Genomic DNA, 16,249 nt, shown 5'->3' with positions numbered 1-16,249 from the left:
GTGACGATCCTGCCTGCCCACGACACGGCCGCGCCGCGGACGGACCCGGCCTCGGTCCGCCCGCGCGCGCTGTCCAGGAAGGCCACCGGCGCCGACGCCGTGTTCGAGCACGGCGCCCGCCTCGTCGGCGCCTCCGTCCTCGTGGTGACCGGGGGCGTGGCCCTCTTCCTGGGCTGGCAGTCGGTGCCGACGCTGCAGCGCTACGGCCTGGGCTTCTTCACCACGCAGGAGTGGTCGCCCGAGACCGACACGATCGGCATCGCGGCCGTCCTCACCGGCACCCTCACCGTCGCCGCGGTCGCCATGGTCATCGCGTTCCCGCTGGCCCTGCTCACCGCGCTCTTCATCGCCGAGTACGCGCCGGCGCGTGCTCGGGCGACGCTGGTGGCGCTGGTGGACCTGATGGCGGCCGTCCCCTCGATCATCTACGGCCTGTGGGGCGGGCGGCTGATCATGCCGTACGCCGGCGAGCTCGCCCTGTTCCTGCAGAAGCACCTGGGGTGGATCCCCGTCTTCGACGTGCGCGGCAGCGACCCGAACGCGGCGGTCCCCGACGCCACCCGCTACGTCGCGAGCGCGTTCTGCGCCGGCATCGCGGTCTCGATGATGGTGATGCCGATGGCGTGCGCCGTCATGCGCCAGGTGTTCAGCCAGACCCCGCCCGGCGAGAAGGAGGCCGCGCTCGCGCTCGGCGCCACCCGCTGGGGGATGATCTCGGCCGTCGTCCTGCCCTTCGGTCGTGGCGGCATCATCGGCGGGACGATGCTCGCGCTCGGCCGCGCGCTGGGCGAGACGATCGCGGTCGTCCTCATCGTCTCCCCGGCCTTCGAGATCAAGTGGAACGTCCTCGAGATCGGCACCGAGACCGTGAGCGCCCTCATCGCCGGACGCTTCGGCGACGCCAGCACGGGCCAGCTGTCCGCCCTGCTCACGGCCGGGTTCGTGCTCTTCCTCATCACCCTCGTCGTCAACACGCTCGCCGCGATCATCGTCAACCGCAGCCGCTCCGGCGCCGGGGCGGAGGCCTGATGACCACGCTGCCCGCCCCGCCGCGCGCGTCCGAGGCCGACGCGGCCACCGCGCACCAGCCCGCGGCCCACCAGGCCGGCACCCACCAGCCCGGCACCCACCTGCCGCAGGCGGACCCCGACGCCCCGCCGGCGACCCCGCTGGCGACGCTCGGCCGCCCCACGGCGGACGAGCTCTTCCGCCGCTACGGCGCCTGGGTCGCGGCCGCCGGCCTGGCCTACCTGCTCACCCAGCAGGTGCTCCCGCTCCCGGGGGTGCCGTGGTTCCTGATCACGTTCTTCTGCTTCGGCCTGCTCACCACGGCCGTGCTCGCCGCGACGGACGGCGGGTGGATCGAGGTGAAGAACCGGGTGGTCGAGGCGACCGTCACGGGTGGCGCGCTCGTCGTCGGCCTGGCGCTGGTCAGCACGCTCGGCTTCATCCTTCTCCAGGGCTGGCGGCCCCTGCTGCACCTCAACTTCTTCACCCAGGACATGTCCGGCGTCGGCTGGGCCTCGGAGCTCGACCAGGGCGGCATCCTGCACGCCATCGTCGGCTCGCTCATCGAGCTCAGCATCGCGCTGGTGGTCACCCTGCCCCTCGGCATCGGCACCGCCGTCTTCATGACGGAGGTGGGCGGACGCTTCGCCCGGCTGGTGCGCACCGTCGTCGAGGCCATGACCGCCCTGCCCTCGATCGTCGCCGGCCTGTTCGTCTACACCGTCTGGATTCTCACGCTGGGGATGCCGCAGTCGGGCCTCGCAGCCGGTCTCGCGATCTCGGTGATGATGCTGCCGATCATCGCGCGGGCCGCCGACGTCGTCCTCCGCGTCGTCCCCGGCAACCTCCGCGAGGCCAGCCTGGCGCTGGGGGCCTCGCGCTGGAAGACGGTCTGGCACGTCGTCCTGCCGACCGCCCGACCCGGCCTGGCCACCGCCGTGATCCTCGGCGTCGCGCGCGGCGTCGGCGAGACCAGCCCCGTGCTGCTCACCTCCGGCGCCTCGGACTACCTCAACGTCCACCCCACCCAGAACACGATGAACTCGCTGCCGCTGTTCATCTTCAAGCTCGTGCTCTCCGGCGAGCCCAACGCCGTCCTCCGCGCCTACGGCGCCGCGACGGTTCTGCTGCTGCTCGTGCTGGCGCTCTTCGTCGTCGCCCGCGTCGCCGCACGCCCCCGCAAGGGGACGTCGGTCGCCGCCCGCGTCCGCGGGCTCGTGCGCCCCCGGCGGAGGACGGCGGCCACCCCTGACACCACCCCTGGCACGACCCCCGCCTCCACCCCTGGCACCACCCACCCCGACACCCCGTCCGAGGAGACCCGGTGAACCGCTTCCTGTCCGTCCTCGCGCGTGCCGCGACGGCGATCGCCCTGGCGATCGCGTGCGTGGCCGCCGTCCCGGGCACCGCCCACGCGGCCTACGCGCAGATCGAGGGCACGGGCTCGACCTGGTCCGAGCTCATCGTCCAGCAGTGGATCGCCGACGTGGACTCCAACGGCATGAAGGTCGTCTACACCGGCGGCGGCTCCACCAAGGGCCGCAAGGACTTCTCCAACTCCACCAACGACTTCGCCATCTCCGAGATCCCGTTCCAGGGCGTCGACGAGCAGGGCAACGCCGACACCTCCAACGGCCGCGACTTCGCCTACCTGCCGATCGTGGCGGGCGGTACCGCCTTCACCTACCAGCTCACGGTGGGCGGTCAGCAGGTCAAGAACCTGCGTCTGTCCGGGCAGACGATCGCGAAGATCTTCACCAACCAGATCACCAACTGGGACGACCCGGCCATCTCGAAGGACAACAACGGCCGCACGTTCCCCGACCTGGCCATCACGCCGGTCGTCCGCTCCGACGGCTCGGGCACGACCGCCCAGTTCACGGCGTGGATGGACAACCAGTACCCGTCGATCTGGCGGCCGTACTTCGGCTCCTCGGGCCTCACGTCCTACTACCCGAAGGAGTCGGGGAGCCGGATGGTCGGCCAGTCGAGCTCCGACCAGGTCATGAACTTCATCTCGAGCTCCTACGGCAACGGCACCATCGGCTACGTCGAGTACGCCTACCCGGTCAACAAGGGCTACCCGGTCGTGAAGGTGCTCAACAAGGGCGGCTACTACGTCGAGCCCACCCAGTACAACGTCGCGGTCGCGCTGACGAAGGCGAAGATCAACACCACGGACAAGAACGACCCGTCGAAGTACCTGACCCAGATCCTCGACGGCGTCTACACGAACTCCGACCCGCGCGCGTACCCGATCTCGTCGTACTCCTACATGATCATCCCCACCGGCGCGGACGACACCCGGATGACCACGGCGAAGCGGCAGACGCTCGCCGACTTCCTCTACTACGGCCTGTGCTCGGGCCAGTCGAAGGCGGGGGCGTACGGCTACTCGCCCCTGCCGCTCAACCTCGTCCAGGCGGGCTTCGACCAGATCGCGAAGCTCAAGACCGCCGACAGCGCGGTGGACCTGACGGACCGTGACGTCACGAGCTGCGACAACCCGACCTTCGACGGCACGAACCTGTCCAGGAACGTGCTGGCCGAGAAGGCGCCGATGCCGGCCTCCTGCGACAAGGAGGGCCAGGGGCCCTGCGACACCGGGACCGGCACGAACACGCCCTCCACGGACGACTCCAGCAGCGGCACGACGAGCACCACGTCCACCAAGGGCTCGGGCTCCGGCTCGGGCTCGGGCTCCGGCTCCGGCTCGGGATCGGGGACGACGTCCGGCACGTCGTCCGGATCAGGCACCGGGACGGGGGCGACGACCACCGGTGCCACGAGCACGGAGGTCGACCCCGTGACCGGCGAGGTCGTGGGCACCTCGACCACCGCGACGGGTGGTGACGTGGTGGCCGACCCGAGCACCGTGCTGGCGGCGCAGCGCTCCGGCGACAGCCGCGCGTTCGCCTGGCTCGCCGGGCTCATGCTGGCGCTGCTCGTCGTGGCGCCCGGCCTCTACGTCGCCTTCCTCGATGGTCGTGGCCGTGGGACGGGCGGGCTCCGATGAGGCCGCAGCTGCGCGGCCGCGTCCTGGCCGCCCTCGCGGGGCTCGCCTCGGCCGGCCTCGTCACCCTCGCGGCGGTGCCCGGCTGGCTGCCGGCCGCCGCGGCCGACCCGACCACCGCCACCGCGGGCTCGGGCGTCGCCACGCGCCAGCAGGTCGGCTCCGCCGACGACTCGGCCTGGACGCAGACGCAGACGCTCACGCGCACGTTCGTCGACGCCTCCGGCGCCGAGGACGTGGTCGGCTCCTACGACGTCACGGTCTCGGCCGACCAGACCGAGAACCTGCGCGGACGTCAGCGGATCACGATCAGCTGGAGCGGGGCGCACCCCTCCGCCGCCCGCGCCTCCGACCCCTACGGCGAGAACGGTCTGGCCCAGGAGTACCCGGTCGTCATCCTCCAGTGCCGCGGGGTCGAGGACCCGACCGGCGACGAGGAGCAGCTCTCGCCCGACACGTGCTGGACCAACTCGTGGTCGCAGCGCTCCCAGCTGGCCCGCTCCAACAGCGAGTCCACGTGGCGCAAGGACCTCTACGCGGACGAGGCCGACACCGAGCGTGTCTCCGGCGCCGACCCCCTGCCGGACGCGGCGACCTGCCCGTCGCTGGACCTGGGCATCTACTCCTCGCACATCACGCCGTTCCTCGCCGCCGACGGGACGCAGTACGACGCCTGCTCCTCGAGCACCATGCCGCCGGAGGCCGCCGTCGACGCCGCCTACCCGGCGGCCGAGCTGGCCGCGTTCACCGAGACCGACGGCACGGGCGAGGTGCAGTTCGAGGTCCGCTCGGACACCGAGAACGAGTCCCTGGGCTGCAACGACGAGACCGCCTGCTCCATCGTGGTCGTCCCGATCGTCGGCCTGTCCTGCGCAGCGCCGTCGGTGCCGGCCACGAGCACGGACACGGCCTGCCGCAAGACCGGCCGGTTCATCGCGGGCAGCTCCAACTACACCGCCGACGGCGTCGACCAGGCGGTCTCGCCGTCCCTGTGGTGGTCGGAGTCGAACTGGCGGGGCCGGTTCACCATCCCGATCACCTTCGCCCTGCCCTCCGACACCTGCGACATCCTCGACACCCGCTCGGCCACCGGCTTCTACGGCAGCGAGCTCCTCGCCCAGGCCGCCCTCCAGTGGGCGCCGGCCTACTGCCTCTCCGACGACCGGTTCAAGTTCCAGCTGAACCAGATGTCGGACGTGGCGGGCTGGAACCTCATGGAGAGTGGTGAGGGCGCCGCCGCGGAGGTGGCCTCCCAGCGGGAGGAGACGACCGACGACCCCGTCGGCTACGCACCGACCGCGGTGACCGGCTTCGCGATCGGCTACATCATCGACAAGCCGGACAACGCCGGCGAGTACACCCACCTCAAGCTCAACGCGCGCCTGGTGGCGAAGCTGCTCACGCAGTCCTACCTGGGCTCCGACCTGGGGCGCGGCCACGAGGGCATGGGCGACAACCCGCTCTCGATCATGCAGGACCCCGAGTTCATCGCGCTCAACCCCGGGCTGTCGCAGACGAGCCAGGAGGTGGGCGCCACGCTGCTCAGCCTGTCGATCTCCTCCGACGTCATCAGCCAGCTCACGGACTGGATCTCCCAGGACCCCGAGGCCATGGACTTCATCGACGGCGACGCCGACCCGTGGGGCATGGTCGTGAACCCGAACTACGAGGGCCTCGACCTCCCGTTCGACGAGACCCCGCTGCTCGACGACTACGTGCCGACGACCTCGGACGCGTGCCGCACGGCCAACCCGGGCGTCTACTTCAACCAGATCGCGGCCCCGGTCACGACGCTGCGCAAGATCAGCGACGCGCTGCTCAGCGCCTGGCCGAACGTCCAGACGAAGTGTGACTACGACCCGGACACCGAGCTCTACAAGACCGGTCGCATCGCGCGTCAGTCGGTCGGGGCGCGGTTCATGCTCGGGCTGGTCAGCCTGGGTGACGCGGAGCGCTACGGCCTGCGCACGGCCGCGCTGGAGACCACCGACGACCACTACGTGGCCCCGACCGACGCCTCGCTGGCGGCGGCCGTGGAGCTGGCGACCCAGACCGAGGACGCCAAGCCGTTCGTGCTCGACCAGGCGGACGTCCGCACGAGCCGGACCGCCTACCCCGGCACGATGATCGTCTACACCGCCGCCCGGATGCGGAACCTGAAGAAGGCCTGGGCCCGCAACGTCTCGCAGTTCATGCGGGTGTCGGTGACCGAGGGCCAGGTCTCCGGCAGCGGCAACGGCGAGCTGCCCGCCGGCTACCTCCCGATCGAGCCCACCGGCCCCACCGCCAAGCTCTACCGCAGCGCGCGCCGCGTCGCGGCGGAGGTGGCGGCCCAGGCCCCGCTCGACGAGACGGACGACGACGCGTCCGACACTCCCACGTCGACGGCCTCGTCCGGCACGACCACCACCTCGCACACCGGCTCGGGGTCGGCGGGGACGGGCGACTACACGGTCGACGAGGTGCCGTCCGCCGACGCCTCGGCGGACGTGCCGACCGACGCCGCCTCCAGCGACGCGGTCGTCGCGGACGGGACGTCGCTGGGTGCCACCGCCGCGATCTCGTCCGGCTCGGGCGGGATGGTCCTGCCGCTCGCCCTCGTCCTCGGCGCGGCGAGCACGCTCGGCGCCGGTCTCGTGCGGGTGCTCGGCGCCCGGGGGAGGTCCTGAGATGGCAGTGGACACCGACGTGCGTCCCGACGACGCACCGGCACCCGCCCCCGCGGGCCAGGGACGGCGCGTGCGCCGGCCCTGGTGGTCGCGGCCGCTCCAGCCGTCCTGGTGGAAGGGCCTGTCGGCCGGGCTGCTGCAGAGGGTGGGGGACGTGCGCGCCCGGCGCGCCTCCCGGCCCCCGCGTCCGCCGGTGACCGGCACCGCGGCGGCCCTCTCGGCCTCGCTGACGATGATCGGCCTGGTCTGCCTCTGGCTGGTCGTGCAGCTCCTGGGCCTGAGCGCCCTGCGGCACGACCGCGACCAGGCGCTGCTCTACCAGCAGTTCCGCACCGAGGTCGCCTCGGCCACCGCGCCGGTGGGCCCGGTGACGGATCCGGGGGAGCCCGTGGCGCTCCTGCGCATCCCGAGCCTGGGGATCGAGGAGGTCGTCGTCGAGGGGACCGCCTCGGGCGACATGCTCGCCGGGCCCGGCCACCAGCGGAACACGGTGCTCCCCGGGCAGGAGGGCACCTCGGTGATCATGGGCCGCAGCTCGACCTACGGCCGGCCGTTCGCCGCGCTGGCGCAGCTGCGGCCGGGGGACACCTTCCAGGTCGTGGTCGCGCAGGGCACGAAGACCTTCACCGTCCTGGACGTCCGCGGCACGGGTGACCCGCTGCCGGCGGCGCGCACGGCGGGCACCGCCCGGGTCGTCCTGGCGACGGCCACCACCGACGGGCGGCTGGGCGCGCTGAGCCCCGGGGACGCGGTCTACGTCGACGCCGAGGCCAAGAACGCCTTCGCGGCGCCGGCCGGGCTGCCGTCCGCGCTGCCCGACAGCGAGCAGCTGATGGGCACCGAGGCGGACGTCGTCCTGCCGCTCCTCACCGCCTGCCTCGCGGGGCTTGTGGGGCTCGCGCTCCTCCTCATCGCCGCACGTCAGCGGTGGTCCGCGGCCCTGGTGTGGACCGTCGCCTCCCCGGTCGTCCTGGCGTTGGCCTGGGTCACCACCGACGTCGTCGTCAGGTTGCTGCCCAACGTCATTTGACGCGTGGGTGAACAACCCTCCAACGTATCCGAAAATCAGTTCGTTTTACTAGATTTGACCTGGATTTTCAGGTCACACTCTTCCCCGTCCTTCGTCTGCCGCGACTCCTCCGGTGGACGACGCAGGGATCACTCAGAGAGAGAACACGACCATGCTGGTGAGCAAGACCCTCCGCGGCGGCCTCGTCGCCACCGTCCTCGGTGCGAGCCTCGCGCTCGTCGCCACCCCGGCCCTGGCGGCCACGGGCGACTACGACCCGTCCTTCACCCCGGAGTCCTCCGACCTCATCGGCGTCGGCTCGGACACCACCCAGATCGCGATGCACTACGCCGCCGAGGGCTACGGCGACGTCGCCGGCTACAACGCGGGCCTCACCACCGGCCGGATCGCGTCCTTCCAGGCCGACAACGGCGGGACGATCACCCTGCCCTCCGGCGACATCGACCGCCCCAACGGCTCCGGTGCGGGCAAGGCCCTGCTCTACGGCGCCACCGACAACGCCGACATCGACTTCGCCCGCTCCTCCTCGGCGCTGTCGACCACCGAGGTCAACGCCTCGCTCTACGCCTTCCCCTTCGCCGTCGACGGCCTGCAGATGGCCGTGTCGGGCAACGTGGCCACCCACGCGCCCGCCTCGCTGACCGCGGAGCAGATCGTCGGGATCTACGACGGCACCTACACCGACTGGTCCGAGCTCGGCGGCACCGCCGGCACCATCGTCCCGCTGATCCCGCAGTCGGGCTCCGGCACGCGCTCCTTCTTCCTCGCCCAGCTCAAGGCCGCCAACGGCGGCGTCGACGTCACGCTGGCCGGCACGGTCACCGAGACCCAGGAGCACGACCCCACGGACATCGAGGACGACGCCGACGCGATCGCCCCGTTCTCCACCGGTCGCGCCAAGCTGGTCGGCGACGTCATCTCCCTGGAGAACGGCTTCCTGGCCCAGCGCGCCATGTACAACGTCGTCCGCGCCTCCGGCCTGGCCGACGAGGACATCCAGGCCGTCTTCGGCGAGGACGGCTTCCTCTGCTCCGACGACGCCACCGCCCTGATCGAGGCCGCCGGCTTCGAGCAGCTCGCCCGCACCACCGACGACGGCGTCTGCGGCGAGGCCACCCAGGCCGCCACGTCCAACTTCACCGCGAACACCAGCGCGAGCACCGTGGAGACGGCCACCGCGCTCACCGCCACCAACCCGGCGGCCCGCAAGGTGAAGGTGACCGCCGACGTCACCGCCACCGACGCCGACCCGGCCGGCACCGTCGTCTTCGGTGCGGGCAGCACCTCGGTGACCGCCGACGTCGTGGACGGCGTCGCCACCGCGACCCTGACCGGCGTCAAGGGCGGTCAGCAGACCGTCACCGCCTCGTTCGTCCCGACCGACGCCGACGCGTTCACCGCCTCCAGCGACTCCGTCTCGCTGCTGGTCCAGGACCGCTCCGTCACCACCGTGACCGCGCCCAAGAAGGTCAAGGCCGGCGCCGCCTCGAAGAAGGCCGTGGCCGTCAAGGTCGCCGTGAAGTACCAGTCGCGCACCAGCGGCACCGTCGCCGGCAAGGTGAAGCTCCTCAAGGGCAAGAAGGTCGTCGCGACCCTCTCCCTGAAGAAGGGCGCCGCCTCGGCCAAGGTGGTCCTGCCCAAGGGCACGTCCACCCTCACCGCGACGTACCTCGGCAACAAGGCTGCCGCGGCCTCGCAGGACTCCACCAAGGTGTCCGTCGTCAAGTGACGCCGTGGGTGCCGGGGCGGGTCGACCGCCCCGGTGCCCGCACCCGCACGACCCGCTGCACCCGCACCACCCGCCCCGGGCGGTCGCCTCACGGCGGCCGCCCGAGAGGCGTCGTGGGCCCCGTCGGACCCACGCCCTACCCTGATGCCCCGGCGCCTCGGCGCCCCTCCACCCGAGGTCCTCCACACCATGACTGACGACGCCACCACCGTGCTCCCGCCCGTGCCGGATGCCCTCGCGGCCCCGGCCTCCCCGGTGACCCTCGACGCCCCGCTCGCGCCCCCCGCGCGGACGGGTGCGGGCGCGCCGGCGCTGCCGTCGGGCGGCCTCGCGGAGCTGGACGCCCGGGAGATCACCGCCTGGTTCGGCTCGCACAAGGTGCTCGACCGGGTCTCCCTCACGATGCAGGCCGGGCGCATCACCGCGCTGATCGGCCCGTCGGGCTGCGGCAAGTCCACCTTCCTGCGCATCCTCAACCGCATGCACGAGCTGGTGCCGAGCGCCCAGCTCGCCGGCGAGGTCTGGCTGGACGGCGAGGACATCTACTCGCCCCAGAAGCGACTCATCGACGCCCGCCGGGCCATCGGCATGGTCTTCCAGAAGCCCAACCCGTTCCCGGCGATGTCCATCCGCGAGAACGTCCTGGCCGGGCTCAAGCTCACCGGCACCAAGGCCTCCCGCTCGGCCAAGGACGACCTGGTGGAGTCCTGCCTGACGAAGGGCGGCCTCTGGAAGGAGGTCAAGGACCGGCTGGACGCTCCGGGCGGTGGGCTCTCGGGCGGTCAGCAGCAGCGGCTGTGCATCGCCCGCTCCCTCGCGGTCAAGCCCCGCGTCCTGCTCATGGACGAGCCCTGCTCGGCGCTGGACCCGACCTCGACCCGCGTCATCGAGGAGACGATGCTCGAGCTCGCCAGCGAGGTCACCATCGTCATCGTCACCCACAACATGCAGCAGGCCGCGCGCGTCTCCGACCAGTGCGCCTTCTTCCTCGCCTCCCACGGCACGCCCGGCGTCATCGTCGAGCACGGCGACACCTCGGCCATGTTCGAGTCCCCGCGCGACGAGCGGACGGCCGCCTACGTCAACGGCCGGTTCGGGTGAGCCGGTGAGCACGGTCGCGCGGGCGGCCGGACTGCTCCTGCTGGTCGCGGCGGTCGGGTTCGGGGCCACCCACCTCTACGCCCCCGAGCGCACCCTCGACCTCACTCCGGTGAGCGAGACCGTGCCCGCGAAGGTGGGCGGGGACGGGCGCACGGCCGTCGGGCGCTCGGCCGCCCGCGCCGGCACGCAGTCGGTCGACCAGGCCTGGCTGGCCGACACCGCCGCCCTCACGGGCATCCCGGTGCCGGCCCTGCGCGCGTACGCGAACGCCCAGATCAGTGGCGTCGCCGGCTGCAACGTCGGGTGGACGACCCTCGCGGGCATCGGGTGGGTGGAGTCCCAGCACGGCACGATCGGCGGCCGGACGCTGGACGCCGACGGCCGCTCGAGCACCCCGATCATCGGCCCGGCCCTCGACGGCACGGACGGCTTCGCCGCGATCCACTCCGACGCGGAGTCGCAGGCGTGGCACGGCGACACCACGTGGGAGCACGCGGTGGGTCCGATGCAGTTCCTCCGGAGCTCGTGGGACCCCTGGGCCACGGACGGTGACGGGGACGGTGTCGCCGACCCCCTCGACATCGACGACGCGGCGGCCACCGCCGCCCGGTACCTGTGCGCCTCGGGGCAGGACCTCGACAGCTCCGCCGCCTGGACGGCCGCCGTCTACAGCTACAACCACTCCGACGAGTACGTGGCGCAGGTCAACGCCGCCGCCCTCGAGTACGCCGAGCGCGCCGCCGGCTGAGCCCGGGGGCGGGTGGTGGGCGGTGTCTGACCAACCGCCTTGCCTACTTCGGTTGCAGGGGCACCGCCGGTGGTGGGGACGTCATACGTGGCGGTCTGTGTGGGGGTCGTTTCGTATGACGTCCCGGGTCGGCTGTGGGGAGGTCATCCAGGGCGGACGTTCACGGGGTCGTTTCGTATGACGTCCCGGGTCGGCTGTGGGGAGGTCATCCAGGGCGGACGTTCACGGGGCCGTTTCGTATGACGTCCCGGGTCGGCTGTGGGGAGGTCATCCAGGGCGGACGTTCACGGGGTCGTTTCGTATGACGTCCCGGGTCGGCTGTGGGGAGGTCATCCAGGGCGGACGTTCACGGGGCCGTTTCGTATGACGTCCCGGGTCGGCTGTGGGGAGGTCATCCAGGGCGGACGTTCACGGGGTCGTTTCGTATGACGTCCCGGGTCGGCTGTGGGGAGGTCATCCAGGGCGGACGTTCACGGGGCCGTTTCGTATGACGTCCCGGGTCGGCTGTGGGGAGGTCATCCAGGGCGGACGTTCACGGGGCCGTTTCGTATGACGTCCCGGGCCAGCAGCGGGGACGTCATCCAGGGCGGACGCTCCCGGGGTCGTTTCGTCTGACGTCCCGCGGCCACGGGGCCGCCCGGGTGCGTCGAGGAGCCGTCCGAGGGCCTAGCCTGCAGACGTGCTGCTCACGTTCGACACCGCCACTCCCCGCGTCACCGCCGCCCTGCACGACGGCGAGCGAGTCGTCGCCTCGGCGGACGCCGACGTGGCGATGCGGCACGGGGAGCAGCTCGCCCCGCTGATCGAGAAGGTCCTCGCGGACGCCGGCGCCGACCGGTTCGACGTCACCGCCGTGGGTGTCGGGGTCGGTCCGGGCCCGTTCACCGGCCTGCGGGTCGGGCTCGTGACCGCGCGGACGCTCGGCCACGTCCTGCAGGTGCCGGTCTACGGCGTGTGCACCCTCGACGTCCTGGCCGCGCAGGCCGTGGGGACCGGCGAGGTGGCCGAGCCCTTCCTCGTGGCCACCGACGCCCGGCGCAAGGAGGTCTACCTGGCCTCCTACGACGCCGAGGGCAACCGGGTCGAGGGGCCGGTGGTGGTCAAGCCGGCCGCGGCCGCGACCGACGCGCTCGTCGTGGGGGAGGGGGCCGACCTCTACCCGGAGCACTTCGCGCGCACCGCGGGGCCGCGCCGACCCAGCGCCGCCTGGATGGCCGTCGCCATCACCGAGGAGCTCGTCGGCCTGCTCGACCCCGAGCCGCTCTACCTGCGTCGCCCGGACGCCGAGGCGCCGGGCGCCCGCAAGCCCGTCTCGTGACCGTCCGGCCGGCCGGTCCGGCGGACACGGCCGCGGTGGCGGCGCTCGAGGCGCGCAACCTGGGCGTGGACGCCTGGTCCTACGGGCTCGTCGAGGCCGGGCTGTCCGGCGACGTCCCGACGGTCTCGTACCTCGTGGCCACGCGGGCCGACGGCGAGGTGGTCGGCCACGCCGTGGTGAGCCTGGTCGACGTCGCCGAGCTCCAGCGCATCTCGGTCCTGCCGGAGCACCGCCGCTCCGGGCTCGCCACGGCCCTCCTGGACGCCGTGGTCGGGCTCGCCCGCGAAGCCGGCTGCGACCGGGTGCTGCTCGAGGTGCGCGAGGACAACGACGGCGCCCGCGCCTTCTACGCCCGGCACGGGTTCGTCGACCTCGCCCGGCGGAAGCGCTACTACGCGGACGGCGCCACGGCGGTCGTCTGCGAGCTCGCGCTCGAGGGCTGAGCGCGGCGGGCGAGGGTGGATGAGGCGCCCCACCGCCGGACGAGCACAATGGGCCGCGTGAGTCGCGACGAGCCGCTGGTCCTGGGTATCGAGACGTCCTGCGACGAGACGGGCGTCGGCATCGTGCGCGGGCACACCCTGCTCGCGGACGCCGTCGCCAGCAGCGTCGACGAGCACGCCCGGTTCGGCGGCGTCGTGCCGGAGGTCGCCTCGCGCGCGCACCTCGAGGCGATGGTGCCGACGATCGAGCGGGCGTGCGAGACCGCGGGCATCGACCTGCGGGACGTCGACGCGATCTCCGTGACCAACGGCCCGGGTCTGGCCGGTGCCCTGCTGGTGGGCGTCGCCGCCGCGAAGGCCCTGGCGCTCGGCCTGGGCAAGCCGCTGTACGGCGTGAACCACCTGGCCAGCCACGTCGCCGTCGACCAGCTCGAGCACGGCGCGCTGCCCGAGCCCTGCATCGCCATGCTCGTCTCCGGCGGCCACTCCAGCCTGCTCCGGGTCACCGACGTGACCGGCGTGGGCGACGGGACGCCCGAGGGCGCCGGCGTGGTCCCGATGGGGGCCACCATCGACGACGCGGCCGGCGAGGCGTTCGACAAGGTCGCCCGGGTGCTGGGCCTGCCGTTCCCCGGCGGCCCGCACATCGACCGCGCCGCCCGCGAGGGCGACCAGGTCGCCATCGACTTCCCCCGCGGCCTCACCTCGCGCCGCGACCTCGAGCGGCACCGCTTCGACTACTCCTTCTCCGGGCTCAAGACCGCCGTCGCGCGGTGGGTCGAGGCCCGCGAGCGCAGCGGCGAGCCGGTCCCGGTCGCGGACGTCGCCGCGTCCTTCCAGGAGGCCGTCTGCGACGTGCTCGTGCGCAAGGCGCTGGACGCGGCGTCCTCGGAGGGCATCGAGGACCTGCTCATCGGCGGCGGCGTGGCGGCCAACTCCCGGCTGCGGTTCCTGGCCGAGGAGCGCGCCGCGAAGCTGGGCATCCGCGTCCGTGTCCCGCGGCCCGGCCTGTGCACCGACAACGGCGCGATGGTGGCCGCGCTCGGCGCCGAGATGGTGGCCCGCGGCCGGACGCCGTCCTCGCTGGACCTGCCGGCCGACTCCAGCCTGCCTGTCACCGACGTCCTCGCCGGCTGAGAACCCCGGCAGCCGGCGCCGTCCACCGGCGGTGGCTCGGGTCTCACCGGGTTCACCACTCTGCGGACGGTGCCTTCCGTCCGGCGCGCTGATCCGCTTGGCTGGAGGCGATACCCCGCCAGCATCAGGAGGAACCAGCACATGCAGCAGGTGAAGGCCGTCATCGCACGGAGCAAGGGCGCCCCCGTCGAGGTCGTGACCATCAACGTCCCGGCCCCCGGCCCGGGCGAGGCGGTCGTGAAGGTGGAGACCTGCGGGGTCTGCCACACCGACCTGCACTACCGCGAGGGCGGCATCAACGACGAGTTCCCCTTCCTCCTCGGGCACGAGGCCGCGGGCGTCGTCGAGGCCGTCGGCGAGGGCGTCACGGAGGTCGCCGTCGGCGACTCCGTGGTGCTGAACTGGCGCGCCGTGTGCGGCGAGTGCCGCGCCTGCAAGCGCGGCGACCTGCAGTACTGCTTCGCCACCCACAACGCGAAGCAGAAGATGACCCTCGAGGACGGCACGGAGCTCAGCCCCGCGCTGGGCATCGGCGCGTTCGCCGAGAAGACCCTCGTCGCCGCAGGCCAGTGCACCAAGGTCGACCCCGAGGCCCGCAAGGCCGCCGTCGGCCTGCTCGGCTGCGGCGTCATGGCCGGCATCGGCGCGGCGATCAACACCGGCGGCGCGACCCGCGGCCGCTCCACCGCCGTCATCGGCTGCGGTGGCGTCGGCGTCGCTGCCATCGCCGGCGCCGCGCTCGCGGGCTCCAGCCCGGTGATCGCCGTCGACATCGACGAGAAGAAGCTGGCCAAGGCCAAGGAGCTGGGCGCCACGCACACGGTGAACTCCAAGGAGGTCGACCCGGTCGAGGCGATCAAGGAGATCTGCGCCGGCTACTACGACGGTGCCGAGGGCGCGGACCTGGTCGTCGAGGCCGTCGGCCGCCCCGAGACCTGGAAGCAGGGCTTCTACGCCCGCGACCTCGCCGGCGTGCTCGTCCTGGTCGGCGTGCCCACGCCGGACATGAAGGTCCCCGACATGCCCCTCATCGACGTCTTCGGCCGCGGTGGCGCGCTCAAGTCGTCCTGGTACGGCGACTGCCTGCCCAGCCGCGACTTCCCGATGCTGGTCGACCTCTACACGCAGGGCCGCCTCGACCTCGACGCGTTCGTGACCGAGGAGATCGGCATCGACGACGTCGAGGCCGCGTTCGAGAAGATGCACGGTGGCAACGTGCTGCGGTCCGTGGTGGTCCTCTGATGCCGGTGCGCGTGGACCACGCCGTCGTCTCCGGCACCTTCAGCCTCGACGGGCAGACCTACGACGTCGACAACAACGTCTGGGTCGTCGGCGACGACGTCGAGTGCATCGTGCTCGACGCCCCGCACGACGTCAGCGCCATCCTGGACGTCGTGGGGGAGCGGACGCTCAAGGCGATCGTCCTCACGCACGCCCACGACGACCACAGCCGGATGGCGCCGGCGCTGCGCGAGGCCGCCAACGGCGGCTCCGGCGCGCCGATCCTGCTGCACCCCGACGACAAGCCGCTGTGGGACCTCGTCCACACCGACCACCTGTGGGACGTGGACGTGGCCGACGGGATGACCCTCACCGTCGGGGACACCACGCTCACCGCGCTGCACACACCGGGGCACGCCCCGGGGGCGGTCTGCTGGTACGCGCCGACGCTGGGCTGCGTCTTCAGCGGGGACACCCTCTTCCACGGCGGGCCGGGTGCGACCGGTCGCTCCTTCAGCGACCACCCGACCATCGTCCGCTCCATCGCCGAGAAGCTCCTGGCGCTGCCGGACGAGACGGTGGTCCACACCGGTCACGGCGACGACACGACGATCGGCGCCGAGCGGGCCGGGATCGAGGCGGCGCTCTGAGGCAGGCACCTGTGGGGTGCGTCACGAGGGCCGCCGGCGCGGCTCCCCGGGCCTCTCCCGACAGGGTGTCGACACTGCGCTGACCTGCACGTACGTGTCAGGCGACAGTGCGAGGACCTGGGTCTGAGACCCCGTGGACGCGGGGGTGGGACCCAGGTCCTTTCACTTTCACCCATCCGACC

13 protein-coding genes are annotated in these 16,249 nt (G+C 72.6%); all 13 read left to right on the top strand.

Annotated features, from left to right (window positions below; translation table 11 throughout):
* The 13 genes from pstC (at window position 1) to E8D37_RS06165 (ending at window position 16,067) form a co-directional block, all read left to right on the top strand.
* Window positions 1-1,029 (top strand): phosphate ABC transporter permease subunit PstC, encoded by a 1,029-nt coding sequence (pstC, locus tag E8D37_RS06225; protein WP_240770220.1) that lies wholly within the window; start codon window positions 1-3, stop codon window positions 1,027-1,029.
* Window positions 1,029-2,336 carry a phosphate ABC transporter permease PstA gene (pstA, locus tag E8D37_RS06220; RefSeq protein WP_136568871.1) on the top strand — a complete coding sequence of 436 codons (1,308 nt, stop codon included), beginning with the start codon at window positions 1,029-1,031 and terminating at the stop codon, window positions 2,334-2,336. The genes pstC and pstA overlap by 1 nt, the downstream gene beginning before the upstream one ends.
* Entirely contained in the window at window positions 2,333-4,024 is a 1,692-nt protein-coding gene (locus E8D37_RS06215) for a phosphate ABC transporter substrate-binding protein PstS (RefSeq protein ID WP_240770219.1), read from the top strand. The genes pstA and E8D37_RS06215 overlap by 4 nt, the downstream gene beginning before the upstream one ends.
* Complete coding sequence (locus E8D37_RS06210) at window positions 4,021-6,690, top strand: hypothetical protein (RefSeq protein WP_136568870.1); 2,670 nt, start codon at window positions 4,021-4,023, stop codon at window positions 6,688-6,690. The genes E8D37_RS06215 and E8D37_RS06210 overlap by 4 nt, the downstream gene beginning before the upstream one ends.
* 1 nt (window position 6,691) lies before the next feature.
* Complete coding sequence (locus tag E8D37_RS06205) at window positions 6,692-7,720, top strand: sortase (protein ID WP_136568869.1); 1,029 nt, start codon at window positions 6,692-6,694, stop codon at window positions 7,718-7,720.
* A gap of 157 nt (window positions 7,721-7,877) precedes the next feature.
* A complete protein-coding gene (locus tag E8D37_RS06200) occupies window positions 7,878-9,449 on the top strand; it encodes a substrate-binding domain-containing protein (RefSeq protein ID WP_136568868.1) in 1,572 nt (523 codons plus the stop codon).
* A gap of 189 nt (window positions 9,450-9,638) precedes the next feature.
* Window positions 9,639-10,550: a phosphate ABC transporter ATP-binding protein gene (locus E8D37_RS06195; protein ID WP_136568867.1), complete on the top strand. Its 912-nt coding sequence runs from the start codon at window positions 9,639-9,641 to the stop codon at window positions 10,548-10,550.
* A gap of 4 nt (window positions 10,551-10,554) precedes the next feature.
* Window positions 10,555-11,298: a lytic murein transglycosylase gene (locus E8D37_RS06190; RefSeq protein WP_136568866.1), complete on the top strand. Its 744-nt coding sequence runs from the start codon at window positions 10,555-10,557 to the stop codon at window positions 11,296-11,298.
* A 679-nt stretch (window positions 11,299-11,977) separates the two neighbouring features.
* Window positions 11,978-12,616, top strand: a complete 639-nt coding sequence (gene tsaB / locus E8D37_RS06185) for a tRNA (adenosine(37)-N6)-threonylcarbamoyltransferase complex dimerization subunit type 1 TsaB (protein WP_136568865.1) — start codon at window positions 11,978-11,980, stop codon at window positions 12,614-12,616.
* Window positions 12,613-13,059 carry a GNAT family N-acetyltransferase gene (locus E8D37_RS06180; protein WP_136568864.1) on the top strand — a complete coding sequence of 149 codons (447 nt, stop codon included), beginning with the start codon at window positions 12,613-12,615 and terminating at the stop codon, window positions 13,057-13,059. The genes tsaB and E8D37_RS06180 overlap by 4 nt, the downstream gene beginning before the upstream one ends.
* A 57-nt stretch (window positions 13,060-13,116) precedes the next feature.
* The gene (tsaD, locus tag E8D37_RS06175) at window positions 13,117-14,196 is read left to right on the top strand and encodes a tRNA (adenosine(37)-N6)-threonylcarbamoyltransferase complex transferase subunit TsaD (protein WP_240770218.1); all 1,080 of its coding nucleotides are present in this window, start codon (window positions 13,117-13,119) and stop codon (window positions 14,194-14,196) included.
* Between the two features lie 141 nt (window positions 14,197-14,337).
* Window positions 14,338-15,438: an S-(hydroxymethyl)mycothiol dehydrogenase gene (locus E8D37_RS06170; protein WP_136568862.1), complete on the top strand. Its 1,101-nt coding sequence runs from the start codon at window positions 14,338-14,340 to the stop codon at window positions 15,436-15,438.
* The gene (locus E8D37_RS06165) at window positions 15,438-16,067 is read left to right on the top strand and encodes an MBL fold metallo-hydrolase (RefSeq protein ID WP_136568861.1); all 630 of its coding nucleotides are present in this window, start codon (window positions 15,438-15,440) and stop codon (window positions 16,065-16,067) included. Before E8D37_RS06170 ends, E8D37_RS06165 begins: the two co-directional genes overlap by 1 nt.
* Window positions 16,068-16,249: the final 182 nt, after the last annotated feature.

It is taken from the genome of Nocardioides sp. GY 10127 (genome assembly GCF_004919085.1).
In the GTDB taxonomy this organism is placed as follows: Bacteria; Actinomycetota; Actinomycetes; order Propionibacteriales; family Nocardioidaceae; genus Nocardioides.
Note: the sequence above shows the minus strand (reverse complement) of the source record. Positions and strands in the feature narration are given on the sequence as shown.

Excerpts from the sequence above, each read along its gene's own strand:
- pstA (WP_136568871.1), top strand. The coding sequence starts at position 1,029 with ATGACCACGCTGCCCGCCCCGCCGCGCGCGTCCGAGGCCGACGCGGCC.
- E8D37_RS06205 (WP_136568869.1), top strand. The coding sequence starts at position 6,692 with ATGGCAGTGGACACCGACGTGCGTCCCGACGACGCACCGGCACCCGCC.
- E8D37_RS06170 (WP_136568862.1), top strand. The coding sequence starts at position 14,338 with ATGCAGCAGGTGAAGGCCGTCATCGCACGGAGCAAGGGCGCCCCCGTC.
- E8D37_RS06165 (WP_136568861.1), top strand. The coding sequence starts at position 15,438 with ATGCCGGTGCGCGTGGACCACGCCGTCGTCTCCGGCACCTTCAGCCTC.
- E8D37_RS06210 (WP_136568870.1), top strand. The coding sequence starts at position 4,021 with ATGAGGCCGCAGCTGCGCGGCCGCGTCCTGGCCGCCCTCGCGGGGCTC.
- E8D37_RS06195 (WP_136568867.1), top strand. The coding sequence starts at position 9,639 with ATGACTGACGACGCCACCACCGTGCTCCCGCCCGTGCCGGATGCCCTC.